The organism is Cryobacterium sp. M23, from assembly GCF_002929655.1.
Classification (GTDB): Bacteria; Actinomycetota; Actinomycetes; order Actinomycetales; family Microbacteriaceae; genus Cryobacterium; species Cryobacterium sandaracinum.
Map to the genome: position 1 here is coordinate 1 of NZ_PJJV01000041.1, position 23,883 is coordinate 23,883.

Here is a 23,883-nt window from a genome sequence, read left to right on the forward strand (position 1 = left end):
CGCAAGTTCGGGGCGGTCAAGAAGGACGTCAGACATATTTACCTCTTCTGCCACCCCGGCAACCCGGATATTAGTCCGGTCATCCCGAGCCGGACTCCGTGAGGAGACCGGCTGAGAACGAGTTGTGAGGACGGCTCAGGTGCGCACCGCTGAGAGATCAAAGACAATCAGGGCCACGCCGTGCTGCGTCGCGGTCATCTGGACCACGCGCATAAAAAAAACGGGAACACTTCACCCTAGGCTTCAGGGTTTCATCTGGCTACACTTCGGCTCGCTTTGGCGGGTCACCGGCAGGTCGTCGAGGGGTCGTCGGGGAGGCGCGGGCACGCAGCGGATGCCGGCGGCAGCCTCCGAGGTTCGCAGAACGGCCGCGGGAGCTTAGAGTGTCTGGATACTCGCGCAGGCGAAACGCTCAAGCGGAGCGGTCCCGACGCGTCCATGCAGCGTGAAGTCCGAGGAGTCTCATGACCGACACCATTGCCCCCATCGCACCGGCCCACGGCGTCGGCCTGACCGACGCCGCCGCGCTGAAGGTGCGCAGCCTGCTCAGCCAAGAGGGTCGCGAAGACCTGAACCTGCGCGTAGCCGTGCAGCCCGGAGGCTGCTCCGGCCTGATCTACCAGCTCTACTTCGACGAGCGCATTCTCGAGGGCGACGTCATCGTGGACTTCGACGGCGTCGGGGTCGTGCTCGACAAGATGAGTGTGCCGTACCTCGAGGGTGCCTCGATCGACTTCGAGGACACCATCGCGAAGCAGGGCTTCACGATCGACAACCCGAACGCCGGCAGCAGTTGCGCCTGCGGCGACTCCTTCAGCTAGAGTCGCCGCCGCCGTGCCTAGCCTTCCGGCGCCGGCCGCGGAGGCTGGCGCACGGGAGAACCTGCGCCCGCTTTCCGAGCTGCGCCGCGGCCGTCAGCGCTGGGGCTGCCCCGATGTCAGCGGGCGCCGACGACCATCCACTTCGCCGCCCGGGCGCGCAGCCCGAGCGTCACCCCGCGTGCGCCGAGGTAGCCGAACGCGAACGCCGCCATCAGCCAGGCCAGTCCCGCTGATCCCGACGGCGCCAGCAGCAGCACCGCGACGGCCAGCGGCACGAACGCGGCCAGGTTCACCAATCCGGTCAGGGCCAGGTAGCGCGCGTCGCCGGCACCGATCAGCACTCCGTCGAGCACAAAGACCACCCCGCCGAGCGGAACGGATAGCCCGAGCACGATCAGGGCCGCCGGCAGCAGGTCGCTGACCTCGGTCGCGTTCGTGAACAGTCGGCCGAGCACGCCGCTCGCGGCGATCACCAGCAGCCCGAGCGCGGACCCGCTGAGCACGCCCCATTCGAGGCAGCGCCTGAGCACCGCGCGCACCTCGGCCAAGTTTCCGGCGCCGAGGCCCCGGCCCACCAGCGCCTGTGCCGCAATCGCCAGGGCGTCAAGGGCGAACGCGAGCGTGGCGAACAGGGTCATCGCGATCTGGAAGGCGGCCAGCTCGGGAGAACCAAGGCTCGTGGCCACGAAAACCGCGAGCAACATGGCCGCACGCAGGCTCACCGTGCGCAGGAACAGCCAGCCGCCGGATGCCGCGCCCCGCAACATCCCGACCCGATGCGGGCGCAGCGGCGCACTCTCGCGGCGGGCGTGGCGGCCGACGACGGCAAGGTAGACCGCGACCATCGCCCACTGTGCCACGACCGTGCCGAGGGCGGATCCGACGATGCCGAGTCCCAGGCCGTAGATGAACACCGCATTCAGCAGAATGTTGACCGAGAACCCGATCCCGGCCACCCACAGCGGGGTGCGGGTGTCCTGCAGCCCGCGGAGCAGCCCGGTCGCCGCGAAGACGAGCAGCATGGCAGGCAGTCCGAACATCGATGGGCCCAAGTAGCTGACGGCCGCGGCGGTGACGGCGGGCTCGGCGCCGAACGCGCCGACGAGCAGGGGGGTGGCGAACCAGCCCGCAATCGCGAGCAGCACACCGAGGCCGAGGGCCAGCCAGAGTCCGTCGATGCCGACCGCGACCGCACGGCGGCGGTCGCCGGCCCCCAGCCAGCGGGCCACCGCGGGCGTGGTGCTGTAGGCCAGGAAGACCATCAGGCCGATGATCGTTTGCAGCACGGCGCCGGCCAAGCCGAGTCCGGCCAGCGGAACGGCGCCGAGGTGCCCGACCATGGCGGAGTCGGCGAGCAGGAAGAGCGGTTCGGCGATGAGCGCGCCGACGGCGGGGATGGCGAGGCGCAGGATCTCGCGGTCGATGGGCTGCGGGCGGAGCACGGTGATGGTGATCCCAAAACTCTAGTTCAGCCCCTCCGCACCCGGTGTCCGCTTCCGATGGTCGAGCCTGTCGAGACCCGGCGAGCCAATCTCCGCGCTGCCAGACAAGACTTCGAAACTAGTGCTATAAAGTGTCCATAATAAGTGACAGACTCTCAACTACCTGTACTACATCAGGTATCCTCGTAGTTTGACGAACCTCGCGGATGACCTCAGGTAGGCGGCCGATGCCGTCGCCCTGCTGGGCTCCTCGAGCGCCGACTATGAGGCTCTGCCGACGGGCTCTTCGCCCCCGAAGACGGCGAGTTCGTGCTCTCCACCTTCGACTCCATCACCGACCCCGCCGCGGCGGAGTGCGCTTCGTCGACCCGGAGCGCGCCGCCTGGGCCCAGAAAATGCAGGACGACCCGCGCAGCACCGAGCAGATCAACGCGGACTCCCTCGTGCAGCTGCTCAAGATCGCCGGCGAGGCCGACCCCGGCCGGGTCTTCGGCGGACGCCGCCCGGCGGTGCGCGTCATCGTGACCGAGAAAGCCCTCACGGCTGAGACCGGCGAGCCGGGTGCCGCCGAACCCGCCGCGCACGGGCAGATCGAGGGCAACCCGATCCCGATCTCGCAGGAAACCATCGACCGGTTGCTCTGCGACACCGGCACCCGCGGCATCAAATTCGACGACATCGGCCAAATCATCGACGTCGGCCGTGACGAACGACTCTTCACGGAGGCACAGCGCGCCGCGATGGGAGTGCGCGATGGTGGATGCCTCTGGGTCGGCTGCGACCGATCACCGGCCTGGAGCGAAGCCCACCACATCAACGAATGGCTCACAGACAGCGGAGACACCAACCTCGCCGACGGAGTNCGGAGTGCTGCTCTGCCACCCGCACCACCTGCTTCTGCACAACCAGCACTGGAAGATCACCCGCACCGAAACCCAGTATTGGCTCCGGCCACCGGTGGAAAACGAACCGGAGCAGACACTGATCGCACTGCCGAGCAAGGCGGTGGGGCTGTAGCTCCGGGTCTCGGCGGGCTCGACCAGCGGGCCGGGAGGTCCACCGCCATCCGTGTGCACACCCGACGGGTCTCTACCAGCTCGGCCACTGTCACAGCGAATAGGGTGGAGGTATGACTGACCAGGGGACCGCATCCGGAATCGACCGCGACGAACTTGACCTCGAGGTGCGTCCGCAGGACGACCTCTTCCGCCATGTGAACGGCAAGTGGATCGCCCGCAGTGAGATCCCGGCCGACAAGGCCCGCTGGGGCTCGTTCTACCTGCTCGCCGAGGAATCGGAGAAGGCCGTCCGGGAAATCATCCTCGAAGCCCAGACCGCCGCCCCCGGCACCGAGGAGCGCAAATTCGGTGACCTCTATGCCAGCTTCCTGGACGAGGACCGCGTCGAAGAGCTCGGAGCGACCCCGCTCGCGGCCGATCTCGCCATCGTCGACGCCGTCACCTCCGTCCCCGAGCTGCTCGGCACCCTCGGCCGCCTCGAGCGCGCGGGTGTGTCCGGCGCCTTCGGTCTCTTCGTCGACAACGATCCGGGGGACCCCGAGCGCTACCTCGTCTTCGTCGAGCAGGGCGGGCTCGGCCTCCCCGACGAGTCCTACTACCGCGACGAGAAGTTCGCCGCGATCCGGGAGGCCTACCAGGCGTTCCTGACCCGGATGTTCGGCCTCGTCGGCACCCCGGATGCCGCCGGTCGCGCCGAGCGCGTGTTCCTTCTCGAAACCGAGCTCGCCACCCACCACTGGGACAAGGTGCGCTCGCGCGACAGCGAGAAGACCTACAACCTCAAGACCTGGGGTCAGGTCACCGCGCTGGCCGCCGGCGCCGACCTGCACCTTTGGCTTGACGGGCTCGACGGCCCGGCCGGTGCTCTCGACGAGGTTGTCGTGCGCCAGCCCAGCTTCGTGACCGGTCTGGCGGAGATGCTCACCGAGGACCAGCTCGAGGGTTGGAAGGACTGGCTACGGTGGCAGATCATCCGTTCCAGCGCCGCGTTCCTGTCGAGCGATTTCGTCGAGTCCAGCTTTGACTTCTACGGTCGCACCCTGACCGGCACTCCCCAAATGCGCGAGCGCTGGAAGCGTGGCGTCTCGCTCGTCGAGGGGGCGCTCGGCGAGGCCGTCGGGCGCATCTACGTCGAGCGGCACTTCAAGCCCAGCGCGAAGGCGAGCATGGATATACTCGTGGCCAACCTGGTCGAGGCCTACCGCCGGAGCATCACCGAACTCGACTGGATGACCGCGGAGACGCGCGCCCGTGCGCTCGACAAGCTCGAGAAGTTCACCCCCAAGATCGGCTACCCGGTCAAGTGGCGGGACTACTCGACCCTTTCGGTCGACCCGGCCGACCTGATCAAGAACGTGCGCGCCACGAGCGAGTTCGAGTTTCAGCGGGAATTGGGCAAGATCGGCAACCCGCTCGACCGCGACGAGTGGTTCATGACCCCGCAGACGATCAACGCGTACTACAACCCGGGCTTCAACGAGATCGTCTTCCCGGCCGCCATCCTGCAGCCGCCGTTCTTCGACGATGCCCGCGATTCCGCCGCCAACTACGGCGCGATCGGCGCCGTCATCGGGCACGAGATCGGCCACGGCTTCGACGACCAGGGCTCGAAATACGACGGCACCGGGCTACTCACCGATTGGTGGACCGAAGATGACCGCACGGCCTTCGAAGAGCGCACCGGCTCCCTGATCGAGCAGTTCAACGCGCTCGCCCCGCATCAGGTTCCCGACCACCACGTGAACGGCGCACTCACCATCGGCGAGAATATCGGCGACCTCGGCGGGCTCTCCATCGCTTGGAAGGCCTACCTGATCTCGCTGGACGGTCAGGCGCCGCCCGTGATCGACGGACTCACCGGCACCCAGCGCTTCTTCCTCTCCTGGGCACAGGCCTGGCAGCTCAAGATGCGTGACGAGGAGGCCGTCCGCCTGCTCTCGATCGACCCGCACTCGCCCAACGAATTCCGCTGCAACCAGATCGTGCGCAACATCGACGAGTTCTATACGGCGTTCGGCGTCACCCCGGACGACGCTCTCTGGCTGGACCCGGAAAAGCGCGTTACGATCTGGTGACCTCAGCGCGACCGTAAGCCCGTGTCACCGGGGTCGAGCAGCCCGAATCTACGTAAGGACCTGCCCACTGTGGCCATGCCATCCCAGGACTCAGAGCGCCGGTCTCGCCACTCCTCGGCGCGCCGCGGCAGGCACGGCGGCGTGGACGCCACGGCGAACTTCGGCCGCGGGTTCCAGGCGCTCGGTGACCTCGCGGTCGACGGGGTGCAGGTGTCGGCCCGCGCCACCGATTTGGTCACCGGCCGGGTGCTGTTCTCCGTGGACGACCACGTGGTCATGCCCACCGCCGGCATCGGCACGGTGCTTCTGCTGATCGAGGTCGCCGCCCGGCTCCGCGACGCCGACTTCGGCGCGTACACGATCCTCGATCGCACCGTGTCCGATTCGGTCGCCGGATCCGGCCTCTGGCAGCACCTGCAGGCTCCCTCGCTGCCTATCGCCGACCTCGCTGCGCTGATCGGTGCCATCAACGACAACCTGGCCACCAATGTGCTGCTCCGCGCAGTCGGCCTGGACGCGGTGCGGTCCCGCGCCGAGCAGCTCGGACTCAGCCGCACCGCCCTGCTCGACCTTGTGCGCGACCGGCGCGGTCCCGATGACGCGCCTCAGCTCTCGGTCGGCAGCGCCAAGGAGCTCACCTGGCTGTTCACGGCGCTGGCCCGGGGGGAGGTCGTCGATGCGGAGGCGAGTGAGCGCGTGCTCGGCTGGCTGTCGCTCGGCGCCGACCTGTCCATGGTCGCCAGCGCGTTCGGGCTCGACCCGCTCGCGCATCGGTCCGGAGATCACGGCCTCCTGCTGGTCAACAAGATCGGAACGGATGCCGGCGTGCGCAGTGAGATCGGCATTCTGCGCGGCCCGCGCGCCGGGGTGACCTACATGGTCTCGATGTCCTTCGCGGACACCCGCCTCTCGTCCCGGCTCGCGGTGCTCGACGGGATGCGCGCGGTCGGCCTCGACCTGCTGGAATACGTGCACTGACCGGCGTCGCCGGTGAAAACAGGAAAACAGGGCTGCCCCCGCGAAGGAATCCTTCGCGGGGGCAGCCCTGGGTGGTGGTGGCGCACCCGCTCAGCAGCACCGACCCTGGGGGTTGATGTCCTGGCGGTCAGTCTGGTCGCGCCAGAATTCGCGTTCCGTCATCATCACTGGTCCGGAGCAGGCGGCGGCATCCGGGTCATGAATCGATTCGTCATGGGCCTCATGGTGGGCCTTGTACTTGTCGTAGGCGTCTTCACCCATGACCCCCCTCATGAACCAGGCGAAGCTCTTCGCGCCGTGGCGAACACTAGCGAGCAGATTCATCGGCGGGTCGTCCTCCCTGCCTTGTCCAGCTTGGCCTGGGCGATCTGGGTGTCCCAGCGTGCGGCCAGCTTCTTCTCTTCCGGAGTGGCCACGAAGCCGGACGGGGCGAACATCTGCGACGCCACCGCGTCATCCTCGTTGGTGCCGAAGCTGCGGGTCTTGTAGGACTTCCAGGTGGCTTGCACGGCGGTGACCATCACGATGATGGCCAGCACGACGAACAGGATCGAAAGGACGCCCTGCACCATCGTGTTGCGCACGACCGCCTCCATCGCCTCGACGGTCTTCGCCGTGCCGAAGCTGGTGAGTCCCTCATCCAGAGCGTTGGAGAACGCTCGATTCTGGGCGAAGTAGCCCACGGCGGGAACGGTCGAGAAGATCTTCAGGAACGACGCGTAGATGGTCACGACGGCGGCGAAGGTCAGCGGCAGCGCCACAACCCAGAGGTACGTGAACAGCCCTCGCTTGGCCACGATCGCCAGGCAGACGGCCAGGGCGATGGCCGCCAGCAACTGGTTCGCGATTCCGAACAGCGGGAACAGGGTGTTGATGCCACCGAGCGGGTCGGTGACGCCCATCACGAGCACGGCACCCCAGGCGGCGACCATGATCCCGGTCGTGACCCAGGCGCCCAGGCGCCAGGAGGTGTTCTTGAACTTCGGGAAGAAGTTGCCGAGGCTGTCCTGCAGCATGAACCGGGCCACGCGGGTTCCGGCATCGACGGCGGTCAGGATGAACAGCGCCTCGAACATGATGGCGAAGTGGTACCAGAACGCCATCATCCCCGAGCCGCCCACAAGCTGGTGCATGATGTTGGCGAGCCCGACCGACAGGGTCGGGGCGCCGCCGGTGCGGGACACGATGGTCTCCTCACCCACGTTCTTCGCGGTCTCGGTGAGCATCTCGGGGGTCAGGTTGACGCCGGTCAGGCCGAGGCTGTTCACGAATGTGACAGCACCCTCAACGGTGCCGCCGGTCAGGGCCGGCGAGGAGTTCATGGCGAAGTAGATGCCGCGGTCGATCGACAGCGCGGCGACGAGCGCCATGATGGCGACGAATGATTCCATCAGCATTCCGCCGTAACCGATGAACCGGGTCTGGCGTTCCTTCTCGATCAGCTTCGGTGTCGTGCCGGAGGCGATCAGGGCGTGAAAGCCGGACAGGGCGCCGCAGGCGATGGTGACGAAGAGGAACGGGAAGAGCGAGCCGCTCACCACGGGGCCGCCGCCATTCACGAACTCGCTGGCGGCCGGGGCCGAGATCTCGGGGCGGACGATGATGATGGCGATTGCCAGCATCCCGATCGTGCCGATTTTCATGAAGGTGGACAGGTAGTCCCGGGGGGCCAGGAGCAGCCAGACCGGAAGGATGGCGGCCACGAAGCCGTAGACGATGATGCCGATCGCGAGGGGCAGCGGTTCAATGGCGAAGAAGGTCGAGCCCCACTCGGTGTCCGCGATCATGCCACCGCCGATGATGGCGGCCAGCAGCAAGATGAAGCCGATGATCGAGACCTCGGTGACCTGGCCCGGGCGGAAGAAGCGCAGGTAGACGCCCATGAACAGGGCGATCGGAATGGTCATCGAGACCGAGAAGACGCCCCAGGGGCTGTCCGCGAGGGCGTTGACGACGACGAGGGCGAGGATGGCCACGATGATGACCATGATCGCCAGAGTCGCGACGAGGGCGGCCGTGCCGCCCACCTTGCCGAGCTCGTCCCGGGCCATCTGACCCAGGGAGCGTCCGCCGCGGCGCATTGAAAAGAACAGCACCATGTAGTCCTGCACCGCGCCGGCAAGCACGACACCGACGATGATCCAGATCGTGCCGGGCAGGTAGCCCATCTGGGCGGCCAGCACGGGGCCGACGAGCGGTCCGGCGCCGGCGATCGCGGCGAAGTGGTGACCGAAGAGAACCCGGCGGTCCGTGGCCGCGAAGTCTTTGCCATCGGCCTTGTACTCGGCCGGCGTCGCGCGCCGGTCATCGGGGTGCAGCAGGTGCTTCTGGATGTAGTTGGAGTAGAAACGGTAACCGATCAGGTACGTGCAGACGGCGGCGAAGACGAACCAGATGGCGTTGACGGTCTCGCCGCGAACGACGGCGAGCATCACCCAGCTCAGCCCGCCGAGCAGCGAGATGCCGCCCCAGATCCCGATCTTCAGGGGGGTCCAGTGGGCTTCCTCGGCGTCGTGGGTGGTCTGGTCGAGAGCAACGGGCAACAGGAGGGGATCCCGCTCCAGCTCCTCACCCCGCTTGGCTGAATCGTGTGGCGTGCGGGGCTTGGTGCCCATGATCTCTCCTTTGAGGTACCCGCAAGGACTGCGGAAATCCTTAGCAAGGCTAACAGCTTGGCGGCACCTTCCGGACGGACGCCTAAAATGGACGGAGCGCCGGGCGGCTTCTGCCTGTCCTGTGTGCTTTCCAGATCCCCCGCCCTCTCGACCATTGGAGCCCCGTGGCCGCCCTCTCCCGCCTCGATTCCGTCATCGCCCTTGCCCGCCACCGCGGGTTCGTGTTCCAGGCCGGTGAAATCTACGGTGGGTCCCGGTCCGCCTGGGACTACGGGCCGCTGGGCGTGGAGCTCAAGGAGAACATCAAGAAGCAGTGGTGGCGCTTCATGGTCACCAGCCGCGACGACGTGGTGGGCCTCGACTCCTCGGTGATCCTTCCCCGCAAGGTGTGGGAGGCATCCGGTCACGTCGAGGTCTTCAGCGACCCGCTGGTCGAGTGCACGAGCTGCCACAAGCGCTTCCGCGCAGACCACCTCGAGGAGGAATTCGAGGAGAAGAAGGGCCGCCCGCCCGAGGGCGGCATCGACGGCATCCCCTGCCCGAACTGCGGCAACCGTCATATTTGGACCGAACCGCGCGCTTTCTCCGGCCTGCTCAAGACCTACCTCGGCCCGGTCGACGACGAGGCCGGCATGCACTACCTGCGCCCCGAGACCGCGCAGGGCATCTTCGTGAACTTCGCCAACGTGCTGCAGGCTGCTCGCATGAAGCCGCCGTTCGGCATCGGCCAGATCGGCAAGAGCTTCCGCAACGAGATCACCCCGGGAAATTTCATCTTCCGTACCCGCGAGTTCGAGCAGATGGAGATGGAATTCTTCGTCGAGCCGGGCACGGATGAGACGTGGCACCAGTACTGGATCGACCAGCGCCTGAAGTGGTACACCGGCCTCGGCATCAACGTCGACAACCTGCGCCTGTTCGAACACCCGGCCGAGAAGCTCTCGCACTATTCCAAGCGCACCGTGGATATCGAGTACCGCTTCGGTTTCAGCGGCAGCGAATTCGGCGAGCTCGAGGGTGTTGCCAACCGAACCGACTTCGACCTCAGGACGCACGCGGGGGCATCCGGCAAGGATCTGTCCTACTTCGACCAGACGAAGAATGAGCGCTGGGTTCCCTACGTGATCGAGCCGGCGGCCGGACTGACCCGCTCTCTGATGGCGTTCCTGGTAGACGCGTACCACGAGGAGGAAGTGCCCAACGCGAAAGGCGGCGTCGACAAGCGCACCGTGCTGAAACTCGACCCGCGCCTGGCGCCGATCAAGGTCGCCGTGCTGCCGTTGTCCCGCAACGAGGCGCTCTCGCCGATGGCCAAGTCCCTCGCGGCGCGGCTGCGCGAGTCCTGGAACGTGGACTTCGACGACGCCGGCGCCATCGGCCGCCGCTACCGCCGCCAGGACGAGATCGGCACCCCGTACTGCGTCACGGTCGACTTCGACTCGCTCGAGGACCAGGCCGTCACCGTGCGTGACCGCGACACCATGGCGCAGGAGCGCGTGCCGCTCGACAAGCTCGACGCCTACCTGGCCGAGCGCCTCCGCGGCGCATAGCCGAGTCTGCCGGCCGCGCGCTACCGGCTGGGGCCGGCCGGCTGGGGCCGGGGGTACCGCTGGCGGTACCGGTGGGGTGCTGGGGCCGGGGATACCGCTGGCGGTACCGGTGGGGTGCTAACTCAGGAGAAGTCCCGCGGGCGAGCTTCGGCGGTCCCGGAACGGCGGCACCGCGGCGACCGGACACACCGGTTTTCCTGAGTTGGCCCCACAGGTGGAGGGAGACGGATTCCTAGCGAGCCGCCACCGCTGCCGCACGAGTTCAGGGGCGGGCGAGCTCGATCAGGGTGACGCCGCCCGGCGCGGCCGGGTCGCTCATGGCGGCGAGGGCGGCGGGCGCCTCGGCCAGGCTGAGGCGGCGGCCGATCAGGTCCTGCGGGCGCAGCCGGCCGGAGGTGACCAGGGCCAGCAGGGCCGGATAGTCGCCCGCGGGCATCCCATGGCTGCCCATCACGGTCAGTTCGCGGGCGATGACGTCGCCGAGCGGAAGCCGTGGGTCTTCCGCCAGCAATCCGATCTGGACGTGACGTCCCCGGGTTGCCAGTGAACGGATGGCGATGCCCACCGTGCTCTCCCGGCCGAGCGCCTCGACGCTGACCTGCGCACCCGCACCCGCATCCGTGCCCCTGCCCGTCACCGAGCGGATCCGCGCCACCACCTCATCGTTCGAGAGCCCGGCGGAGTCCACCGTGAAGGTCGCGCCCACTCGCGCGGCCGTCTCACGGGCCGCGGCACTGATGTCCACGGCGATCACGGTCGCACCGAGCGCCGCGCCGATCATGACCGCGGAGAGACCGACGCCGCCGCAGCCGACCACGACGAGGGTCTCGCCCGCCTGCAACCGGGCCTGATGCACGAGTCCGCGATAGGAGGTGGCGAAGCGGCAGCCGAGCAGTGCGGCGGCGCCGGCATCCAGTCCCACGGGAATCGCGATCAGGTTGACGTCGGCGTTGTGCAGGGCCACCCGCTCCGCATAGGAGCCCCAGTGGGTGAAGCCGGGCTGGGTCTGGTTGCGGCAGACCTGGCCGTTGCCGTCCCGGCACTCCGGGCAGTCGCCGCAGGCGCAGACGAACGGCACGGTGACGCGCTGGCCCACGGCGAAGCGGCGCACCTCGGGCCCCACGGCGTCGATCACGCCGACGAGCTCGTGGCCCGGAACGTGCGCCAGGGCGATGCCGGCGTCGTGCCCGAGCCAGCCGTGCCAGTCGCTGCGACAGAGGCCGGTGGCCTCCACTCGCACGACGACCCCGGACGCGGACGGCACCGGGTCAGGAACCTCCCGCAGCTCGGGTACGGCACCGAACGCGTCGAACCAGACGGCTCTCACCCGCAGATCCCGGCCGTGCTGTGCACGCTCGCACCGTGCAGGCTCGCACTGTGCACGCTCGCACCGTGCAGGGCCAGGCCGCCCACCGTCAGGATGCCACGGGGCCGATATCGGCGACCGTGGCCGCGGTCCCGGCGGCGGGCAGCTCAACCTGGATGCCGAACAGGGCATCGAGTCCGGTCAGGAATGCGGCCTGCTCGCCCGCTCGGGCCAGCTCGCGGGATCGCACCATCGGGGTGTGCAGAAGCACGCCGGCCAAGTGGCGCAGGGCCGCCTCGGTCTGCTCGCTGTTGTCGCCGCGGTTGCGCGCCCGTTCGATCTCACCGTCGAGGAGGTCGAAGACGTAGCTGCGAAGGGCCACGACGGCCGGGGCGAGGCTCTGCTCCTCGGCAACCGCGGAGAACTTGCGGGCGGCGCGGCCCACGAGCAGTCGGGCGTCGCTGGTGGCGTTGAGCTCCTCGAGCGGCGCGTGGATGCGGATGGTCTCGAGGTCGAGCAGCTCGACGCCGGCCAGGTCGGTGACGTCCGGGTCGACGTTGCGCGGCAGACCCAGGTCGATGATGAGCCGGCGCGGGATCTCGGTCGGGGCATCCGTCATCGGGCAGGAGGGCAGTGTGCGCGCTTCGGCGGCCGGGAGCTGCAGGGAGAGTGCGCGGCCCGAGTGGAGCAGGGCCGCGTCGATCACGTGGGTGTCGGCGGTCGTGCAGGTGAGGATCAGGTCGGCCTCGGCGGCTTCGATGGCGAACGCCGACTCGGCGACGGCGGTGATCTGATGCGAGGTGGCGAACTTCTGAGCGCGGCCCGAGGGGGAGTACACCCGCACGTCCTCGGCGCCGAGGTCCCGCAGCGCGGCGAGGGAAGCCCCCGCGTAACGGCCCGTGCCGACCAGGAGCACGCGGGTCTGGGCCCAGTCCGTGATGCGGCTTTCGGCCAGTTCGAGGGCCAGGCGCACGAGTGAACGCCCCGCGGCTCCGATGCCGGTGCGGTTCTTGACGCCCCGCGAGGTCTGCGACGCACGCTGGAAGAGGCGTTCGAGTTCGGGGCTGGTGGTGCGGGAGAGCCGGGCCTGCTCAAGGGAGCGGCGCACCTGGCCGGCGATTTCGCCCTCGCCGACGACCACCGATTCGAGGCCGCTCGTCACGGCGAAGAGGTGCTCGGCGACGCCGCTGCCGTGCACCAGGTCCAGGGTGTTCCGCAGAACGTCGACGGCCACGCCGGTGCTCGCACTGACGCCGTCGATGGCGGCGTGCACGGCCGAAAGTGGGGAGGAGCCGAGCGGTTCGTCGAGGTCGAGGTAGGCCTCGAACCGGTTGCAGGTGGCAACGACAACGGCACCGACCAGGGCCGGGTGCCGCTCGAGGATGCCACCCGCCGTGTCATTCGCACCGACAGACAATTTCTCCAGCACATCAAAGCTGGAGTTCTTATGGCTGGCGGACAGGCAGATTAACACTCGATGAGTCTACGACCTGTGGCTGAGGGCCCGAATCGCCCGAGTGTCGGAAGTTTGACAGAATCAAGATAATGAACCTCGACGCGCAACACCCACTCGCAACCGGACTCACAGCCGATTCACGCCTCATCCGCGCCTACCAGGGCACCAGGCCAGACGTCACCCCCGTCTGGTTCATGCGCCAGGCCGGCCGTTCGCTGCCCGAATATCGCTCGCTGCGTGTCGGTACGCGCATGCTCGACGCCTGCCTCGACCCGGAGATGGCGAGCGAAATCACGCTGCAGCCGGTGCGCCGCCACAACGTCGACGCCGGCATCCTCTTCAGCGACATCGTCATCCCGCTCAAGCTCGTGGGCGTCGACGTCGAGATCGTCGCAGGCACCGGCCCCGTCCTCGGCACGGCCGTGCGCACGGCGAAGGATGTCGCGGAGCTCACTGCTCTCGACCCTGCCGTGCTTGAGGGGAACCTGGCCCCGATCACCGCGGCGGTCGCGCGCACCGTCGCCGAGCTCGGCTCGACGCCGCTGATCGGATTCGCCGGGGCCCCGTTCACGCTGGCGGCCTATCTCGTGGAGGGCGGCCCGTCGAAGGACCACATCAACGCCCGCACGCTCATGCATGCGGACCCCGACGCCTGGGCCACCCTGATGGAGTGGACGGCCGAGGTCACCGGACGATTCCTGCGCGCGCAGGTTCTGGCCGGCGCCAGCGCCGCCCAGCTATTCGACTCCTGGGCCGGCGCGCTCTCGTTGGCCGACTACACGCGCTTCGTCGCTCCTGCCTCCACCGCGGCGATCGCCCACGTGCGCGACCTCACCTATGGCGAGGGCGCCGCGGGCACAGATGCCGAGGGCGTCGCATCCGTGCGCCGCAACGTGCCCGTCGTGCACTTCGGAGTGGGCACGGGCGAGCTGCTCAGGGAGATGCACGGGGTGGGCGCCGACGTCGTCGGAGTCGACTACCGGGTGCCGCTCGATGAAGCCAACCGTCGCCTCGGCGGACTGGTCCCGGTGCAGGGCAACGTCGATCCGGCGCTCCTCGCGGCACCGTGGCCGGTGCTCGAAGCGCATGTCCTCGACGTGCTCGAGCGTGGGCGCACGGCACCGTCCCACGTGCTGAACCTGGGCCACGGCGTTCCGCCGATGACCGACCCGAACGTGCTGACTCGCCTGGTGGCCTTCGTGCACGAGGTCACCGCGGTCTCCGCCGGCTCGGCCGGCGCCGTCCCGGAAGCCCCGGTCGCCGCGCCGTCCGCGTCCTGACAATCGCACGCAGGCTCAGGGGGCGCGAATGAAAGACGTCATCGTCATCGGTGGAGGGGTGGCGGGCCTGATCGCCGCCCGAGCCTGCGCCCGGGTCGGACTCAGCGTGACCGTGCTCGAAGCCACCGGTGTGCCGGGCGGAGCACTCGGCAGTCACCAAGTTGCCGGCCTCACCCTCGACAGCGGTGCCGAGAGCTTCGCCGTGCGGCGCGACGCGGTGGCCGAGTTCATCGCCGACCTCGGCCTGTCCGACGAGGTTGTCGCGCCGAACCCCGCCGGCGCGTGGCTGCACCTGCCCGACGACCGCGTGCCGAATGGTTCGGTCAGCGTTCCGCTGCCCAAGGCCGGCGTGCTCGGCATCCCCGGTTCTCCGCTCGCCGACGACGTGCGCCGCGTGATCGGCTGGAGTGGCGCCTGGCGCGCCTACGCGGACCGGCTGATGCCGGTGTTGACGATCGGCCGGGAACACAGCCTGGGTGAACTCGTGCGCAAGCGCATGGGGCGCCGCGTGCTCGAACGGCTCGTCGAACCCGTGACCGCCGGGGTGTACTCGTCCGCGGCCGACGATCTCGAGATCGACGTCGTGGCCCCGGGCCTCAACTCTGCCCTCACGGTGACGGGTTCGCTCTCCGGGGCCGTGCTGTCGTTGCGCTCCGGCGCCCCGGCCGGCTCGAACGTGGCCGGGCTCCGCGGCGGCATGTTCCGGCTCGTGACCGCTCTGGTGGCCGACCTCGTGCACTTCGGCGCCGAGATCGTGACGGATGCCCCGGTCACCGCATTGCAGCGCTCCGGCACCGAGGACGCGCCCACCTGGACGGCCACCTGCGCGGCACCGGACACGGCGGCGGACGCAGACGCCCCGGCAGCCCCGGCGCCGGAGACCACCCTCGACGCCCGCTTCGTGATCATCGCGACTCCAGGCGCGCAGGCGCTCGGCCTACTGGCCGGCCTGAGCCCGGCCCATGCGGCGCTCGCCGAACTCGACTGGCCGCAGCCGACGGCGATCGAGCTGGCCACGATCGTCATCGACGCCCCGGAGCTCGACCTGCACCCGCGCGGCACCGGCGTGCTGGTCGCGGCCGCGACCCCCGGGGTCACCGCCAAGGCGCTCACCCACGTGACCGCGAAGTGGGAGTGGCTGGCCGAGGCCGCCGGACCGGGCCGACACGTCATCCGTCTGTCCTACGGTCGCGCCGGCCAGGACAGCCCCACCGCCGGTCTCCGCGATGACGAGCTCCTCGCGCTGTCCCTGGCGGACGCTCGCACGATCCTGGGCGTCAATCTCGACGCGACCGCCGTGCGGGGTTTCGCGCGCACGGTCTGGGGCGATGCCCTCTCGCCCGCGACCGTCGGCGCGCCCGAGCGGGTCGACCAGGTGCGCGAGGTCGTGGCCGCCACCCCTGGACTCGAACTCACGGGTGCGTGGCTCGCCGGCACCGGCCTGGCCTCGGTGATCCCGGATGCCGTCGCCGCGGCCTCCCGCACCCGGCACGAGGCCCTCGGCATCTGATCACCGGGTCACCGGCCGCGCCGACCTGCTCTTATCCCTAATGCGGGATACTCTGAGGGATACGTGCACCTTGAGGAATGGAGTGACAATGCGGGGAAAACTTCTGTTCATCACGGGTGGACTCGTCGGATACGTCCTCGGCGCGCGCGCCGGGCGCAAGCGCTACGACCAGATCGTGGCCGCGGCAGACAACCTATGGAACGCGCCGCCCGTTCAGCGCCGGGTGAACGAGGCCCGCGACTTCGCGCTCGAGCGGGTCGGGGATGTGCCGTCGGCACTCCTCGAGACCGGCAAGAAGATCGCCTCGGCCCTGCAGTCCAAGGCGTCCAAGACGTCCGGGACCAGTTACACCGTGCCGACGCCGACGCCGACGCCGACGCCGACGCCGGCGACCGCAGCGCCGGCCGCACCGACGACGTTCGCCGACGACACCATCACGAAATAATCACCGCGACACTCCGAATGAAGGGGAAACTGTGAGAAACAGCGAATTCAACCCGAAGAGCCGGAAATCGACGTTCGACCTTCTCGGTGAGCTGCCCGGTCAGATCATCGCTCTGGTCAAGGCCGAACTCGAGGCGGCTAAGGCGGAGTTCGCCGGTAAGGCCAAGAACATCGGGCTGGGCATCGGGCTCTTCGTCGGGGCGGCCCTGTTCACGTTCTTCGCGGCTCTGGTGCTGGTCGCCCTCGCGGTCATCGCGCTTGCCCTCGTCCTGCCGCTCTGGCTCGCGACCCTGATCGTGGCGGTCGCCCTGTTGCTGCTCGCGCTCCTATTGGGGCTGATCGGCAGAAACCGGCTGCAGGCCGGAACGTCATCGGATCCGGACGGCGTGACGGAAAGCATCCGTCGCGACGTCGACGCCCTCAAGGGAGTTGGCAAATATGAGCACTGAAGTGAACACGACGACACATGAGGCCGTCCGCGGGAGCGTCGAAGCTGTCACGGTTGAGGCCGTTCCGCGCACCAAGACCGAGTTGCGCGCCGAGGCCGCCCGTGCCCGCGTCGAACTCGCGCAAACGCTCGACGCGATCGAGTACAGGCTCAACGTGCCGAGGCAGTTGCGCGTGCGCTCGCGCCTGGTCAACGTGCGCCTGCGCGAACTCGGCGAGAAGAATCCCCTCGCACTGGCCGGCATCGTCCTGGGCGCGGCCACGGCCGCGGTGGGCGCCGTCTGGCTCGGTGTCAGGGCCGTGCAGCGCCGCTGAGGCCAACGGAAGCCGGTACCCGACCGCGCAGTTTTGGCTCTCGCGGCAAAGGAGTAGAGACTAGTAGTTATGACTCACCCGGCTGCCGGAGAGGCAGTAAACCCACCTCACTCCACCACCTCTGCCGAGACCCACGAAACGACTGACGCGCCAGACGCGTCGCCGCAGGGTTTCACGCTCTTCGCTGTGCTGCGCAAAGATCCGAGCAACCCGGACGACCTCGACGGCCACGATGTGCCCCGAGCCGTCCTGGAGCTCGACGACGTCATCGGTCTGGTTGAGGCCGAGGGCGTCACCGTCCGCGGCTTCTACGACGTCTCCGGGCTCCGCGCCGACGCCGACGTGATGATCTGGACCCACGCACCGGACGCCGAGACCCTGCAGTGGGCCCACCGCCAGCTGCGTCGTAGCCGCCTCCTCAAGAGCCTCCTGCCGACCTGGAACGCCATGGGCGTGCACCGCGACGCCGAGTTCAACAAGAGCCATGTGCCTGGGTTCCTGCGCGGAGTGGAGCCGAAGGGCTGGCTGACCCTCTACCCGTTCGTGCGCAGCTACGAGTGGTACCTGCTGCCGGAGGCCGAGCGCAGCGCCATGCTCGCCGACCACGGCCGCAAGGGCGCGGCCTTCCGCGGAGCCATCGCCAACACCGTCTCCTCGTTCGCCCTCGGCGACTACGAGTGGCTGCTGCCGATCGAAAGCGACGAGCTCACCGAGCTCGTCGACCTGATGCGCGAACTGCGCAACACCGAGGCGCGCCGCCACGTGCGCGAAGAGGTCCCGTTCTACACCGGCCGCCGCATCTCGACGGCCGAACTGGTGGAGGTTCTGCAGTAATGACTACCTACGATGCCATCCTGCTCGCCGGCTTCGGCGGCCCCGAGGGTCAGGACGATGTGATTCCGTTCCTGCGCAACGTCACCGGCGGGCGCGGCATCCCCGAGGAGCGCCTCGAAGAGGTCGCCAAGCACTACCGCCACTTCGGCGGGGTCAGCCCGATCAACGACCAGAACCGTGTGCTTCGCGCCGCGCTCCAGGCCGAACTCGAACGCCGCGGCATCGACCTGCCCGTGCTCTGGGGCAACCGCAACTGGGCACCCTACCTGCGCGACACCATCAGCGAGGCCAACGACAACGGCCAGACCCGGCTCCTGGCCATCGCCACCAGCGCCTACAGCTCCTACTCCGGCTGCCGCCAGTACCGCGAGGACTTCGCGGCCGCGCTGACCGCGACCGGGCTGGAGGGCGTGGTGCACATCGACAAGGTGCGCCAGTTCTTCGACCACCCCGGATTCGTCACCCCGTTCGTGACCGCCCTCCAGAAGGGGCTCGCGGATGTCGCGGCCCAGGTCCCCGGAATCGACCTGGCCACCGAGGTCGAAATCCTGTTCTCGACCCACTCGATCCCGATGACCGACGCCAACAAGAGCGGCCCGGCCGAGCGCGGCTTCGGCGAGGGCGGCGCCTATGCGGCGCAGCACCTCGCCGTCGCCCAGAAGGTCATGGTCGGGGTGGACACCCCGTGGCAGCTGGTCTTCCAGTCCCGCAGCGGGCCGCCCACCATGCCGTGGCTCGAGCCCGACATCAACGACGCCATCGCGTTGCTGCCGGAGCGGGGCATCCGTGCCATCGTCATCGTGCCGCTCGGCTTCGTCAGTGACCACATGGAGGTCATGTGGGACCTCGACAACGAGGCCACCGAGACCGCCGGGGACCTCGGCCTGGTGTCCGTGCGGGTGCCGACGCCCGGCGTCGACCCGGCCTTCGTGAGCGGGCTCATCGACCTGGTTGAGGAGCGCATGAACGACACCCCCGCCGACGCTCGTCCGCACGAGACCGACCTCGGACCCTGGTACGACGTCTGCCGCCCCGGTTGCTGCGAGAACGTGCGCCTGGGCTTCAAGCCGGCCGTCGCCGGGATGGCTCCGTGAGCCTGATCCGCGTCGGAACCCGTGGCAGCGCGCTCGCCCTGGCGCAGACCACTGCGATTGCGAACCGCATCGCGACCGCGTCCGGCTCCGAGGTCGAAATCGTCACGGTCACGACGCACGGCGACACCTCCCGCGAGTCTCTGTCAAGCCTGGGCGGCACGGGCGTCTTCGCCAGCGCCCTGCGGGAGTCGCTCCTGGCCGAAGAATGCGACGTCGTCGTGCATTCCTTCAAGGATCTGCCGACGGCCGCCTACCCGGGCCTCCGAATCGGCGCCACCCCGAAGCGTGCGGATGCGCGCGACGTGCTGTGCGCCCGCGATGGGCTGAACCTGACCACGCTGCCCGAGGGCGCGCGAGTCGGCACAGGGTCACCGCGCCGGGCCGCCCAGCTGCGATCGCTGCGCCCGGACCTGGACGTCGTGGACATCCGTGGCAACGTGGAGACCCGTCTGAACCGTGTGGCCGAGGGCGACCTCGACGCCGTCGTGCTCGCCGCCGCGGGCCTCAGCCGGCTGGCGCTGCTCGAGTCCGTGGACGGCGAATACCTGGAACTGTCGGATTGGCCGACCGCACCCGGTCAGGGCGCGCTCGCGCTCGAGGTGCGCGACGGGAAGCTCGACCGTACTCTCGCCACGGCCCTCACTGCGATCAATCACTCGACCAGCCAGACCACCGTCATGGCCGAGCGTCTGGTGCTGGAGCGGCTCGAAGCCGGCTGCGCCGCGCCCATCGGCGCCATGGCCGCGATCGACGACGGGCTCCTGTTCCTCACCGCCACGGTGTACAGCCCGGACGGCTCCCGCAGCGTCGTGAGCTCCCATGCCGCCACCCCCGACTCCCACTCCATTGCGCACCTGGCCGAAGCCGCGCAAGACGTGTCCAACCGTGTTTCGTGCGACCTACTCGCCGGCGGCGCTGCTGACTTCGCCCCGATGAAGGTGACTTCGTGATGAACTCGCGCTACAAGACGAAAACCAGCCTCGTCAAGCCGCTCACCGGCTGGCGGGTCCTCGTGCCGCGCGGCGGCCCGTGGGGCGACCACGTCGCCGCCGACCTGCGTTCCAAGGGCGCCCAGCCGATCGTGGCCCCCATGATCAACTTCGCCCCGACCGACGACGCCCCCGCGCTTGAGGCCGCCCTGGCACGCCTCGCGGCGGGCGACTTCGACTGGATGACCGTGACCAGCGCCACGACCGTCGACGTTCTGTCGTCGCACCGTGCCGTCGTGGCCGCGTCCACGCGCATCGCGGCGGTCGGCGAGACAACGGCCGCGGCCCTGATCGCGGCCGGTTACCGGGTCGACATCGTCCCCTCCGAAGACAACTCGGCTCGCGGACTCCTCGAGGAGTGGGAAACGGCCACCTCGGGCCAGGTGCCGCTGCGCATCCTCACTCTCCGCTCGGAAATCGCCAAGCCGCTGCTGACCGAGGGGCTGCGCCGGATCGGCCACGACGTCGAATCGGTCGTCGCATACCGCACCATCGGCGTCCCGGTCGACCAGAGCGTCGTCGCGGACGTCGCGGCCGGCACTGTCCAGGCCCTGCTCGTCACCTCCGGAAGCGTGGCGCAGCAGGTGCAGGACCAACTCGGGCCGATCCCCGAATCGACCGTGGTGGCCTGCATCGGGCCGCGCACGGCGCGGGATGCGGCGGCCATCGGCCTGCGCGTAGACGTCGTGGCCGACTCGCCCAGCGCCGAGTCCTTGATCCAGGCCCTGGTGCACGTCGCCCAGTCCCGCTGACGGTTCGCGCACGCCCGGCCCGGCGACGTAGGGTTGACGGGTGATAAACCCCGTCATCCGCCCGCGACGGTTGCGCACCACTCCCGCGCTCCGCCGCCTGGCCAGCGAAATCCGTCTGCACCCCTCCGAATTGGTTCTTCCGATGTTCGTGCGGGAGGGCAGCGGCGACCCGATGCCGATCCAGTCGATGCCCGGGGTGGTTCAGCACACCATTGACAGCGCCCGACGGGCGGTGACCGAGGCCGCGGAAGCGGGCATCGGCGGCGTCATGCTCTTCGGGGTGCCGACCGTGCGCGACGCCGTCGGCTCCGGGGCGACCGATCCCGACGGCATCCTCAACGCCGCCACCCGCGCGCTGGCCGACGAGGTCGGCGACGCCCTCGTCGTGCAGACCGACCTCTGCCTCGACGAGTTCACCGACCACGGCCACTGCGGATTGGTCGGCGCAGACGGCAGCGTCGACAACGATTCCACCCTCGAGCGCTACTGCGACATGGCGCTCGTGCAGGCGGCCTCCGGCTCGCAGCTGCTCGGCCTGAGCGGAATGATGGACGGCCAGGTTGCCGCCGTGCGCCAAGCGCTCGACCAGAACGGCTACGTCGATACGGCCGTGCTCGCCTACTCGGCCAAGTACGCCTCGGCCTTCTACGGTCCCTTCCGCGACGCGGTGGAGTCAACCCTCGACGGTGACCGGCGCAGCTACCAGCTCGACCCGGCGAACCGCCGGGAGGGCGTGCGCGAGGCCCGGCTCGACATCCAGGAGGGCGCCGACATCGTGATGGTGAAGCCCGCCGGCAGCTATCTCGACGTGCTCGCCGAGGTCGCCGCCGTCAGTGACGTTCCGGTCTGGGCCTACCAGGTGTCCGGTGAATACGCGATGATTGAGGCCGCAGCCGCCCACGGCTGGATCGACCGCCGCCGGGCCGTCGAAGAGTCCGTGCTCAGCATCCGTCGCGCCGGAGCGGACGCCGTGCTCACCTACTGGGCGGTCGAACTGGCCACCTGGTTCAACGAAAGACAGGCCCGATGATGTCCCGCAACGACGATCTTTTCGCCCGCGCGCAGCGCGCCATCCCCGGCGGAGTGAACTCACCCGTTCGGGCCTTCCGGTCGGTCGGGGGAACCCCGCTGTTCCTGGTTAAAGCGAAGGGCGCCTACGTCACCGACTCGGACGGGCGTGAATACGTCGACCTGGTCAGCTCCTGGGGCCCGGCCATCCTCGGCCACGCCCACCCGGAGGTCGTGCAGGCGGTGCAGGATGCCGCCGCGCTCGGACTGTCCTTCGGTGCCTCTACGCCCGGCGAGACCATCCTGGCCGAACTGATCGAGGAACGCGTCGGCGCGGTCGAGAAGCTGCGCCTGGTCTCGACCGGCACCGAGGCCACCATGACGGCCATCCGTCTGGCCCGCGGTTTCACCGGTCGTGACCTGCTGATCAAGTTCGCCGGGCATTACCACGGTCACTCGGACGGACTGCTGGCTCAGGCAGGGTCCGGCCTGGCCACGTTGGCCCTGCCCGGCTCGGCCGGGGTCACGGCAGCGACGGCCGCGCAGACCCTCGTGCTGCCGTACAACGACCTGGATGCCGTACGAGTCGCCTTCGAGGCGCACCCGGGCCGGATCGCCGCCGTGATCACCGAGGCGGCGGCGGCGAACATGGGTGTCGTGGCTCCCGACGCCGGCTTCAACGCCGCGCTCACCGCCCTCGCGCACGAGCAAGGCGCGCTCCTGATCATCGACGAGGTCCTCACCGGCTTCCGGGTGCATCCGGCCGGCTACTGGGGACTGGACACCATGGGCCAGGGGCAGGCGGACTACACGCCGGACCTGTTCACCTACGGCAAGGTCATCGGCGGAGGCCTGCCGGTGGCGGCCCTCGGTGGTCGCGCCGACGTGATGGACTTCCTGGCTCCGAATGGCCCGGTCTACCAGGCCGGCACGCTCTCCGGGAACCCGGTGGCGGTCGCCGCCGGCATCGCCACCTTGCGGGCCCTGGACGAGAGCGTCTACGAGCGCATCGACGCCACCGCGCTGCTGCTCTCCGAGGCCGTCTCCGCCGCCTTCTCGGCCGAGGGCGTCGCGCACAGCGTGCAGCGGGCCGGCAACCTGTTCAGCTTCGTATTCGGTGCCGAAGCCGCCGCCAGCGCGCCTCGGAACTACGCTCAGGTGCAGCGCCAGGAGACGTTCCGCTACGGTCCGTTCTTCCACTCCATGCTGGATCAGGGCGTTTCGCTGCCGCCGTCCGTGTTCGAGGCCTGGTTCGTCTCCAACGCCCACGACGAGAGCGCGGTCGGCTGGATCCTCGACGCCCTCCCTGCCGCAGCGAAGGCCGCGGCCGCCGCGACCCCGCAGGTGTGACCCGCAGGTGTGACCCGTACACCCGGGAGTTATTCCTTTGTGAGGTTCCGACAGGTGGATTTCGTCCCGGAACAGGCAGACTAGACGCATGGCTTCCCTCCGCGTTCACCCTGACCGGCTTGAGATCCACCTCACGAAAGCGGAGAAGACCCTCGCCCTGCGGCGCGAGGACATCGTCGTACCGCGGGGGAACATCCGTTCGGTGACGATCACGGATGACCCGTGGATCTGGATCCGCGGGATCCGTTCTCCCGGGGTGGGCCTGCCGCTGGTGGTCGCGGTGGGCACCTGGAAGTTTCGCGGCGGCAAGGACTTCCTGGCGATCAAGCGCAAGCGCCAGGCGGTCGTGATCGACCTCATTGACGATGAGTTCTCCCGGGTGATCCTGACCACCAACCACGCCCCGGACCTGATCGCGTCGCTCAAGCTCGGCGGTTGACCGTCCCACTGGTCGAGCACGTCCGCTGTCGAACCGATTCGACGGAGATTTTACCGATTCCCCTCTGCGTCAAGCTGCTTGTGAGTCACTTCACAAGCAGTAGGAGGCAAGGCAATGTCGATAAGCCCGGGGTTCACAACGGAGGAGATCCGCGAGTTC

The 23,883-nt window shown here is 68.8% G+C and carries 22 protein-coding genes; 17 read left to right on the top strand and 5 right to left on the bottom strand.

Features of this window, described 5'->3' with window-relative positions; all coding sequences use genetic code 11:
- The first annotated feature begins 464 nt into the window (after positions 1-464).
- Complete coding sequence (gene erpA / locus CXY82_RS01250) at positions 465-821, top strand: iron-sulfur cluster insertion protein ErpA (protein WP_104169336.1); 357 nt, start codon at positions 465-467, stop codon at positions 819-821.
- Between the two features lie 116 nt (positions 822-937).
- Here the strand turns inward: erpA and CXY82_RS01255 are convergent, their stop codons facing one another.
- The gene (locus CXY82_RS01255; protein WP_233199108.1) at positions 938-2,269 is read right to left on the bottom strand and encodes an MATE family efflux transporter; all 1,332 of its coding nucleotides are present in this window, start codon (positions 2,267-2,269) and stop codon (positions 938-940) included.
- 347 nt (positions 2,270-2,616) lie between these two features.
- Here CXY82_RS01255 and CXY82_RS01260 point away from each other — a divergent pair, with 347 nt between their 5' ends.
- The 3 genes from CXY82_RS01260 (at position 2,617) to CXY82_RS01270 (ending at position 6,335) form a co-directional block, all read left to right on the top strand.
- Entirely contained in the window at positions 2,617-3,396 is a 780-nt protein-coding gene (locus tag CXY82_RS01260; protein WP_158252104.1) for a DUF222 domain-containing protein, read from the top strand.
- Positions 3,393-5,357, top strand: coding sequence for a M13 family metallopeptidase (locus CXY82_RS01265; RefSeq protein ID WP_104169339.1), 1,965 nt, complete (start codon positions 3,393-3,395; stop codon positions 5,355-5,357). Before CXY82_RS01260 ends, CXY82_RS01265 begins: the two co-directional genes overlap by 4 nt.
- A 75-nt stretch (positions 5,358-5,432) precedes the next feature.
- Positions 5,433-6,335 carry a serine hydrolase gene (locus CXY82_RS01270; RefSeq protein ID WP_166786606.1) on the top strand — a complete coding sequence of 301 codons (903 nt, stop codon included), beginning with the start codon at positions 5,433-5,435 and terminating at the stop codon, positions 6,333-6,335.
- A 90-nt stretch (positions 6,336-6,425) separates the two neighbouring features.
- On the opposite strand, the gene CXY82_RS01275 is transcribed toward CXY82_RS01270, so the two are convergent.
- Positions 6,426-6,659: a YbdD/YjiX family protein gene (locus CXY82_RS01275; RefSeq protein WP_104099947.1), complete on the bottom strand. Its 234-nt coding sequence runs from the start codon at positions 6,657-6,659 to the stop codon at positions 6,426-6,428.
- Positions 6,656-8,950: a carbon starvation CstA family protein gene (locus CXY82_RS01280; protein WP_104169341.1), complete on the bottom strand. Its 2,295-nt coding sequence runs from the start codon at positions 8,948-8,950 to the stop codon at positions 6,656-6,658. The genes CXY82_RS01275 and CXY82_RS01280 overlap by 4 nt, the downstream gene beginning before the upstream one ends.
- 164 nt (positions 8,951-9,114) lie before the next feature.
- Here CXY82_RS01280 and CXY82_RS01285 point away from each other — a divergent pair, with 164 nt between their 5' ends.
- Positions 9,115-10,500, top strand: coding sequence for a glycine--tRNA ligase (locus tag CXY82_RS01285; protein WP_104169342.1), 1,386 nt, complete (start codon positions 9,115-9,117; stop codon positions 10,498-10,500).
- 262 nt (positions 10,501-10,762) lie between these two features.
- Here the strand turns inward: CXY82_RS01285 and CXY82_RS01290 are convergent, their stop codons facing one another.
- Positions 10,763-11,827 carry an alcohol dehydrogenase catalytic domain-containing protein gene (locus CXY82_RS01290; protein ID WP_104169343.1) on the bottom strand — a complete coding sequence of 355 codons (1,065 nt, stop codon included), beginning with the start codon at positions 11,825-11,827 and terminating at the stop codon, positions 10,763-10,765.
- Between the two features lie 88 nt (positions 11,828-11,915).
- Positions 11,916-13,280 carry a glutamyl-tRNA reductase gene (locus tag CXY82_RS01295; protein WP_104099943.1) on the bottom strand — a complete coding sequence of 455 codons (1,365 nt, stop codon included), beginning with the start codon at positions 13,278-13,280 and terminating at the stop codon, positions 11,916-11,918.
- A 71-nt stretch (positions 13,281-13,351) separates the two neighbouring features.
- Here CXY82_RS01295 and hemE point away from each other — a divergent pair, with 71 nt between their 5' ends.
- The 12 genes from hemE (at position 13,352) to CXY82_RS01355 (ending at position 23,724) form a co-directional block, all read left to right on the top strand.
- Positions 13,352-14,542, top strand: a complete 1,191-nt coding sequence (gene hemE / locus CXY82_RS01300) for a uroporphyrinogen decarboxylase (RefSeq protein WP_104169344.1) — start codon at positions 13,352-13,354, stop codon at positions 14,540-14,542.
- Between the two features lie 28 nt (positions 14,543-14,570).
- A complete protein-coding gene (hemG, locus tag CXY82_RS01305; RefSeq protein WP_104169345.1) occupies positions 14,571-16,052 on the top strand; it encodes a protoporphyrinogen oxidase in 1,482 nt (493 codons plus the stop codon).
- Between the two features lie 88 nt (positions 16,053-16,140).
- Entirely contained in the window at positions 16,141-16,497 is a 357-nt protein-coding gene (locus CXY82_RS17470) for a YtxH domain-containing protein (protein WP_199180843.1), read from the top strand.
- A gap of 31 nt (positions 16,498-16,528) precedes the next feature.
- On the top strand, positions 16,529-16,945 hold the full coding sequence (locus CXY82_RS01315; protein WP_158252018.1) for a phage holin family protein: 417 nt from the start codon (positions 16,529-16,531) through the stop codon (positions 16,943-16,945).
- Positions 16,935-17,258 carry a DUF3618 domain-containing protein gene (locus CXY82_RS01320; RefSeq protein ID WP_104169347.1) on the top strand — a complete coding sequence of 108 codons (324 nt, stop codon included), beginning with the start codon at positions 16,935-16,937 and terminating at the stop codon, positions 17,256-17,258. The genes CXY82_RS01315 and CXY82_RS01320 overlap by 11 nt, the downstream gene beginning before the upstream one ends.
- 69 nt (positions 17,259-17,327) lie before the next feature.
- Positions 17,328-18,092: a hydrogen peroxide-dependent heme synthase gene (gene hemQ / locus CXY82_RS01325; protein ID WP_104169348.1), complete on the top strand. Its 765-nt coding sequence runs from the start codon at positions 17,328-17,330 to the stop codon at positions 18,090-18,092.
- On the top strand, positions 18,092-19,186 hold the full coding sequence (locus CXY82_RS01330) for a ferrochelatase (protein WP_104169349.1): 1,095 nt from the start codon (positions 18,092-18,094) through the stop codon (positions 19,184-19,186). Before hemQ ends, CXY82_RS01330 begins: the two co-directional genes overlap by 1 nt.
- Entirely contained in the window at positions 19,183-20,136 is a 954-nt protein-coding gene (gene hemC / locus CXY82_RS01335) for a hydroxymethylbilane synthase (RefSeq protein WP_104169350.1), read from the top strand. Before CXY82_RS01330 ends, hemC begins: the two co-directional genes overlap by 4 nt.
- On the top strand, positions 20,136-20,927 hold the full coding sequence (locus tag CXY82_RS01340; protein ID WP_104169351.1) for a uroporphyrinogen-III synthase: 792 nt from the start codon (positions 20,136-20,138) through the stop codon (positions 20,925-20,927). The genes hemC and CXY82_RS01340 overlap by 1 nt, the downstream gene beginning before the upstream one ends.
- Before the next feature lie 43 nt (positions 20,928-20,970).
- A complete protein-coding gene (hemB, locus tag CXY82_RS01345) occupies positions 20,971-21,957 on the top strand; it encodes a porphobilinogen synthase (RefSeq protein WP_369828346.1) in 987 nt (328 codons plus the stop codon).
- On the top strand, positions 21,957-23,285 hold the full coding sequence (gene hemL / locus CXY82_RS01350) for a glutamate-1-semialdehyde 2,1-aminomutase (protein ID WP_104169353.1): 1,329 nt from the start codon (positions 21,957-21,959) through the stop codon (positions 23,283-23,285). The genes hemB and hemL overlap by 1 nt, the downstream gene beginning before the upstream one ends.
- Before the next feature lie 88 nt (positions 23,286-23,373).
- The gene (locus CXY82_RS01355; protein WP_104099932.1) at positions 23,374-23,724 is read left to right on the top strand and encodes a hypothetical protein; all 351 of its coding nucleotides are present in this window, start codon (positions 23,374-23,376) and stop codon (positions 23,722-23,724) included.
- The last annotated feature ends 159 nt before the right edge of the window (positions 23,725-23,883 follow it).

What these genes read in the sequence shown, in the direction of transcription:
- hemE (WP_104169344.1), top strand. Translation starts at nt 13,352, where the DNA reads ATGAACCTCGACGCGCAACACCCACTCGCAACCGGACTCACAGCCGAT.
- CXY82_RS01355 (WP_104099932.1), top strand. Translation starts at nt 23,374, where the DNA reads ATGGCTTCCCTCCGCGTTCACCCTGACCGGCTTGAGATCCACCTCACG.
- hemQ (WP_104169348.1), top strand. Translation starts at nt 17,328, where the DNA reads ATGACTCACCCGGCTGCCGGAGAGGCAGTAAACCCACCTCACTCCACC.
- hemL (WP_104169353.1), top strand. Translation starts at nt 21,957, where the DNA reads ATGTCCCGCAACGACGATCTTTTCGCCCGCGCGCAGCGCGCCATCCCC.
- CXY82_RS01270 (WP_166786606.1), top strand. Translation starts at nt 5,433, where the DNA reads ATGCCATCCCAGGACTCAGAGCGCCGGTCTCGCCACTCCTCGGCGCGC.
- CXY82_RS01280 (WP_104169341.1), bottom strand. Translation starts at nt 8,950, where the DNA reads ATGGGCACCAAGCCCCGCACGCCACACGATTCAGCCAAGCGGGGTGAG.
- hemG (WP_104169345.1), top strand. Translation starts at nt 14,571, where the DNA reads ATGAAAGACGTCATCGTCATCGGTGGAGGGGTGGCGGGCCTGATCGCC.
- CXY82_RS17470 (WP_199180843.1), top strand. Translation starts at nt 16,141, where the DNA reads ATGCGGGGAAAACTTCTGTTCATCACGGGTGGACTCGTCGGATACGTC.
- erpA (WP_104169336.1), top strand. Translation starts at nt 465, where the DNA reads ATGACCGACACCATTGCCCCCATCGCACCGGCCCACGGCGTCGGCCTG.
- CXY82_RS01265 (WP_104169339.1), top strand. Translation starts at nt 3,393, where the DNA reads ATGACTGACCAGGGGACCGCATCCGGAATCGACCGCGACGAACTTGAC.
- CXY82_RS01275 (WP_104099947.1), bottom strand. Translation starts at nt 6,659, where the DNA reads ATGAATCTGCTCGCTAGTGTTCGCCACGGCGCGAAGAGCTTCGCCTGG.
- CXY82_RS01330 (WP_104169349.1), top strand. Translation starts at nt 18,092, where the DNA reads ATGACTACCTACGATGCCATCCTGCTCGCCGGCTTCGGCGGCCCCGAG.
- CXY82_RS01340 (WP_104169351.1), top strand. Translation starts at nt 20,136, where the DNA reads ATGAACTCGCGCTACAAGACGAAAACCAGCCTCGTCAAGCCGCTCACC.
- CXY82_RS01320 (WP_104169347.1), top strand. Translation starts at nt 16,935, where the DNA reads ATGAGCACTGAAGTGAACACGACGACACATGAGGCCGTCCGCGGGAGC.